The sequence below is a fragment of the Aquiflexum sp. genome (assembly GCF_041751335.1).
GTDB lineage: Bacteria > Bacteroidota > Bacteroidia > Cytophagales > Cyclobacteriaceae > Aquiflexum.
In genome coordinates this window covers 1-4695 of record NZ_JBGSXS010000196.1, presented here as the reverse complement: position 1 = coordinate 4695, position 4695 = coordinate 1, and the positions used below count along the sequence as shown (strand labels likewise).

4 protein-coding genes are annotated in these 4695 nt (G+C 41.5%); 1 reads left to right on the top strand and 3 read right to left on the bottom strand.

The window, feature by feature from the left end; genetic code table 11:
• Window positions 1-37: 37 nt before the first annotated feature.
• From ACEW8U_RS10835 to ACEW8U_RS10825, 3 genes are all read right to left on the bottom strand, one after another.
• Window positions 38-187, bottom strand: a complete 150-nt coding sequence (locus ACEW8U_RS10835) for a hypothetical protein (protein ID WP_373522057.1) — start codon at window positions 185-187, stop codon at window positions 38-40.
• 199 nt (window positions 188-386) lie between these two features.
• The gene (locus ACEW8U_RS10830) at window positions 387-1787 is read right to left on the bottom strand and encodes a cytosine permease (protein WP_373522056.1); all 1401 of its coding nucleotides are present in this window, start codon (window positions 1785-1787) and stop codon (window positions 387-389) included.
• A gap of 487 nt (window positions 1788-2274) precedes the next feature.
• Window positions 2275-3309 carry a GntR family transcriptional regulator gene (locus ACEW8U_RS10825; protein WP_373522055.1) on the bottom strand — a complete coding sequence of 345 codons (1035 nt, stop codon included), beginning with the start codon at window positions 3307-3309 and terminating at the stop codon, window positions 2275-2277.
• A gap of 163 nt (window positions 3310-3472) precedes the next feature.
• On the opposite strand from ACEW8U_RS10825, the gene ACEW8U_RS10820 reads away from it, so the two are divergent.
• A partial coding sequence (locus tag ACEW8U_RS10820) for a class II aldolase (RefSeq protein ID WP_373522054.1) occupies window positions 3473-4695 on the top strand: 1223 nt, incomplete at its 3' end.

Sequence of the window (4695 nt, the reverse complement as noted above, 5' to 3'; positions counted from 1 at the left end):
GCATCATCCCGATATTCGGGACAGGTTCAGCGTTCAATTATTTAATGATCCCCAACACCCTCAAACCCGCATAAGTCAAATCCTTTCTTGCTGCATTAAATGCCTCAATATTAGAATTATCTTTGGGTTCTAGGTTGGTGGTGCAGGAAATAAGTAAGAAGAGAAAGAGGAATAGGAGTGGGTTCATTTTTTTTCTTGGTGAGTTACGTCCCTATGAAGCTATTTAACCTTTTTCAAAAAGTCCAAAATCGCCAATCCTCCAAACCATCCCACTGTACAAATCAATAATCCAATATTCAACTGAGATTGATCTAAGAGGTCTTGATAAAACAATATTGCCAGTGAAAACATGACAACAAGTACGAACAGGGCAAAGTGGGTGCTTCTCATTTTTTCTGGAAGATTTTACTGAACAATAGGAACAAAAGACCACAGGCTATCCAGGCAGGAAAGGTAAAGAAGGAAAGAAACACTCCCTGATAAACCGAAAGGCCATAAAATAAAATCATGCTGATCAGCCAGGCTGCCAAGACCCCCATATTGAAGGAAGTACCTTTTACCTCAGCATAATTTTTTCTCAACCCTATTTTTTCAGCGAAATAATGCTCAAAGAAAATCACGGCTCCAATCGGTGCCAGGATAAATCCATAAACAGCCACAAAGTCCAGTAATTTCATGGCAAAGGCTGGAAACAGGCCGGCAATTGTTGCAATACCACCCGTCATCAAAGTAACTTTAACGGTCGAACTTTTAGGGAAAATAGCCTGAAAAGCCAATCCGGCACGGTAAATTGTAGGGTTGGCAGTAGTCCAGCCTGCTACCAAGACACATATCAGTCCCGCTATTCCTACCACCTCATAAGCCAATGGACCGGGTGCTACGGGTGGAACTCCTCCACTTGCGAATATGGCCGCTGCTTCAGGACTTTTCAGGTAAAGGGCAAACATCAGACATGCCGAAATCCAGGCTATAAAATGCCCCAAATACATCCCCGCAGCAGTCGTCCATCCTACATCGTTTTTATTGGCATAGCGTAAAACAGACAGGTCAGACATCCCTAGGTGCATCGCTGCATTGCAGAACCAAGCGAAGAACATCACGTGCCAAAAGGTGAATTTGATCTGTCCGGGAAAAGGTTCCGAACCTGTTCCCCAAACCGCCCAAAGATCTGAAATAGAACTTACTCCCAGTCTTTTGGCAGCCACTATTCCTGCAATCAAAAAAACCATTACCATCCAAGGTGCAGCAATGTTGGAAAATCTGGAAACAGCATCATATCCTTTGGCAGCTACTGCAGAAATCACTGCCCCTACACCCAACACTACCAAAACCCATGATAAGCTTGTTGGAACTGTATCGGTCAATGTCGGCATGGGCATGTCAAAAGGAATTCCTACCGCCGTAGCTGAAACCGTAATCATTGCCCCTGCCAAAAAACAGAAAAGCAGTCCATTGGCCAAATTGTAACCGATGACCAGTTGACGGCCAGCTATTTTCTCCAATTTGTAATATAATGTCAACCTATCAGCAGTCGCAATAGGCGTGGTAATGTACCGCCAAGTCAGCACCGCCAAAAAATTCCCCACCAACAGTCCTATTATCAAGTCAAAAGCAGAAACACCCGCAGTCAGAAACAAAGGCCCAATGACGAATTCTGTACCCGCAGCATGTTCCCCGGCATACATACCGAGAAACTTCCTCCAATCCTTAAAATGAGAGGCAGGAACAGGTTGGCGTTCAAATTCACCTGTTTGTAGAGATTCCTGCAATGTATCGGTATTTTCCATAGGTTGATTTTGGGTCGTAAGTGAAAAATACAAAAAATCTGGATACTCTAATGTCCTGTGATATCCTGTGATGATTTATTATTCCGGTTATTCAGTATTTGGTGTTCATCTATCGAATTAATATCTCGCCCCTTCAGGGCTATTCAGGACGATGAAGGATTCATTCTTAGACGATGGGATTCCCCCATCGTTGTGGTATCTAGCCCTTTCAGGGCTGGATTTATTCTTCGATGATGGGCTTCACTTCATCGTTGTGATATTTCGCCCTTCAGGGCTTGGAATTTGGTTATTCATGACGGCCTTGGCCTGAAAGGCCTTGATATCATAAGAATGGGCACCGCCCATTCCATAGAAACAACTAAACCCACACCCAACCGGGCCTGAAAGACACGGATATTCCTAAGCTTCATAGTTGACTTTATAAAAATAGAAGCATTCAATTCAAGAAAATCACCAATTTAATTATTTACATAACCCCAAAAAACGCCTACAACGACTCCCTCACAATAACCTTAAACTCATTTTTAATCTTTTTGCCCTCTTTACTCAAAATCATATCTGCGGTAAGCTTTCCCATGGCAGAAAAGTCGGTGGTAATTACCGTTATTCCTTTTTGAAGGACCTCTTTCAGAGGGGTTTCATTATAGGATAGGATTCCAAGATTTTTACCAATAACCAAATCCTTGAATTGTCTGGCCTTTTTGATCAAATTCACCAAGTCATTTTCCTCAATAATGACATAAGCTTCGCCTTTGGCAGGATTTCTATCTGCACTGATTTCTGGGATTATTTCAAAATCAAAATTTTCCTCCACCGCAAATTTCTTGAAACCTAAAAGTATTTGTTCTGGATATGGATAATTGGAGTGAAATGGAAATACCAAAATGAGCTTTTGATATTTCTCCAACTTGGACTTCAATTGCTTCAAGGCCATGTAAATATCCATTTTGAAATCCTGGAATACACTTCCAAAATATCCGTTTACCCCCTCGATTTGATGGTCCAAGAGAATCAGCTTTTCTTTGGGAAGCTGTTTGATCAAATCAATGGCTTTTTGTTCACAATCTTTTTTAAAATGAGGCATGATGATGTAGTAATCATAGGACTCTTTTTGTTGATCTAGGATTTTTTTGAAAAGTGAATATTCACAATGGTAAACTTGGAATACAACCTCTGCCCTATCCTCCATTTGAATTAAAAGCGAATTGTAAATCTCCTTCTTGTAAGCGCTGAGTTTGTTGAATAACAACAGTATTTTAAACTTGGATAAGTCCGAATGGTGACTGATATAAAATCCCTTTCCCCTGACAGACTCTATTATTCCCTGATTTTTAAGAATGGTGTAGGCTTTTTCTACGGTATCCCGGGATAGATAATACTCTGCACTCAGGTTATTGATGGAAGGAATTTTGTCTCCATATTTCAAATTGCCCACAGTAATCATACTTTTGATAGACTTGACTATTTGAATGTATTTGGGGACACTCGAACGCTCATCCATGTACAGGTCAAATTTCATCATAGGTTAATGGGCTAAATGGTGGTAAGGTTAGAAGAAATACTTTTTAAAAACAAATACATTTGGTTGAATTCTGGTTTTTCCAACAGTATAGTGCAGGACAGAAAGCAGCATTTAGGCCTTTATATTTAGATTCAATTTGAAGCATTAATCAGAATTTTACAATATGAAAACAGCTACCCCAACCTTCAACCACGTCTCCTTCCTCTGGGACGAAGAAAAAGCAAAATCCCTCGGCGACGACCAAGTTGCCTTATTGATATACCGATCCAATATCCTCGGAGCAGATTTAAGAATTACCAATTACGGCGGTGGTAACACTTCCTGCAAGACCATTGAAAAAGACCCTTTGACAGGAAAAGATGTGGAAGTGATGTGGGTAAAAGGTTCCGGAGGTGATATTGGCACTTTGACCAAATCCGGATTGGCAGCCCTTTATGTGGATAAACTCCGAGCTTTGGAAGGGGTATACAAAGGAATTGAACAAGAAGATGAAATGGTCGGACTCTTCAACCATTGTATTTATGACTTGGACTCAAAAGCTCCTTCCATTGATACGCCGCTCCATTCTTTTTTGCCTTTCAAACACATCGATCACCTCCATCCTGATGCGGCTATTGCCATTGCAGCATCAAAAGAAGGTGAAAAAATCACCACAGAACTATTTGATGGGCAGATTGCCTGGGTTCCATGGCAGAGGCCGGGCTTTGATTTAGGACTTCAACTCAAGAAAGCTTTGGAAGAAAATCCAGGTATCCGGGGCATCATGTTGGGTGGACATGGCTTGTTTACTTGGGGAGATACTGCCTATGAATGTTATATCAATAGTCTGGAGGTGATCGAAATGGCCTCTGCTTACCTGGAAGCCAACTATGGCAAAAAAAGACCGGTTTTTGGAGGAGAAAAAGTCAAGGCCTTGGATCCAAGCAAAAGAAAAGACCAAGCTGCCAAAATCGCCCCCTTATTAAGAGGATTGGCTTCAAGCTACAATCGCATGGTTGGGACTTTCAATGATTCTGACACCGTGCTACAGTTTATCAATTCCAATGATCTGAACAAATTGGCACCTTTGGGTACTTCCTGTCCGGACCATTTTCTGAGGACAAAAATAGCTCCCTTGGTTCTTGATATTCCGGCTGATCAAGATTTGTCTGACCTGAGTTCTTTGAAAGGTCATATTGAAAAACTATTTGTACAATATAGAGAAGGCTACAAAGGCTATTATGAAAAACATAAGCGCAGCAACAGCCCCGCCATTCGTGACACCAATCCGGTGATTATCCTTTGGCCTGGTGTAGGGATGTTTTCTTATGCCAAAGACAAACAGACCTCAAGAGTCGCTTCTGAATTTTACATCAATGCCATCAATGTGATGCGTGGTGCTGAGGC